At 62.1% G+C, this 884-nt stretch carries 1 protein-coding gene; it reads right to left on the bottom strand.

Translation table 11 applies throughout. The annotated features are described in order from the left end of the window. Positions 1-53: 53 nt before the first annotated feature. On the bottom strand, positions 54-884 hold an 831-nt coding region (gene fbaA, locus QMG25_RS20345; RefSeq protein WP_283462946.1), incomplete at its 5' end, for a class II fructose-bisphosphate aldolase.

Below are 884 nucleotides of genomic sequence, written 5' to 3'. Positions count from 1 at the left end.
GGAGCAGCGTGGGCTCCGGTCCGAGGAGGTTTCGCCGGAAATCTTCGCTCATATTACTTAAACGTCTTGCCAGCGGAACCGAGCTGCCGGGCAGCTTCGACAACGCGGGCGGACAGGCCCTTTTCAGCCGAAGCGCCCCACACGCGGGGGTCGTAGGCCTTCTTGTTGCCAACGTCGCCGTCAACCTTCAAAACACCGTCATAGTTGGCGAACATGTGACCGGCCACCGGGCGCGTGAACGCATACTGCGTGTCGGTGTCGATGTTCATCTTGATGACGCCAAAGGACACCGCGTCGGCGATTTCCTGCTCGGAGGAGCCGGAACCACCGTGGAAGACCAGATCGAAGGGGTTTTCCTTGCCGATCTTGGCACCAACAGCAGCCTGGATTTCCTTCAGGATCTCCGGACGCAGCTTGACGTTGCCCGGCTTATACACACCGTGCACGTTCCCGAACGTCAGCGCCGTGATGTAGCGGCCGTGCTCGCCGGAACCCAGTGCTGCGACCGTGGCCAGACCGTCTTCAATGGTGGAGTACAGCTTGTCGTTGATGGCGTTCTCAACGCCGTCTTCCTCGCCACCAACGGCACCGATCTCCACTTCAAGGATCATCTTCGCCGCGTGCGTGCGGGCCAGCAGTTCGCGGCCAACGCGCAAGTTCTCCTCGAGCGTTTCCGCCGAGCCGTCCCACATGTGGGAGTTGAAGATCGGGTCCCGGCCTGCCTTCACCTCGGCCTCAGAGGCAGCCAGCAGGGGCAGCACAAAGCCGTCCAGCTTGTCCTTCGGGCAGTGGTCAGTGTGCAGGGCCACGTTGATCGGGTAGTTCTTGGCCGCTTCGCGGGCGAACGCGGCGAAGCCCAAGGAACCGGCCACCATGTCCTTCAC

The organism is Arthrobacter sp. H35-D1, assembly GCF_030063185.1.
Taxonomy (GTDB): domain Bacteria; phylum Actinomycetota; class Actinomycetes; order Actinomycetales; family Micrococcaceae; genus Specibacter.
The sequence above is the reverse complement of the archived record's forward strand: the minus strand, read 5'-3'. Positions and strand labels throughout refer to the sequence as shown.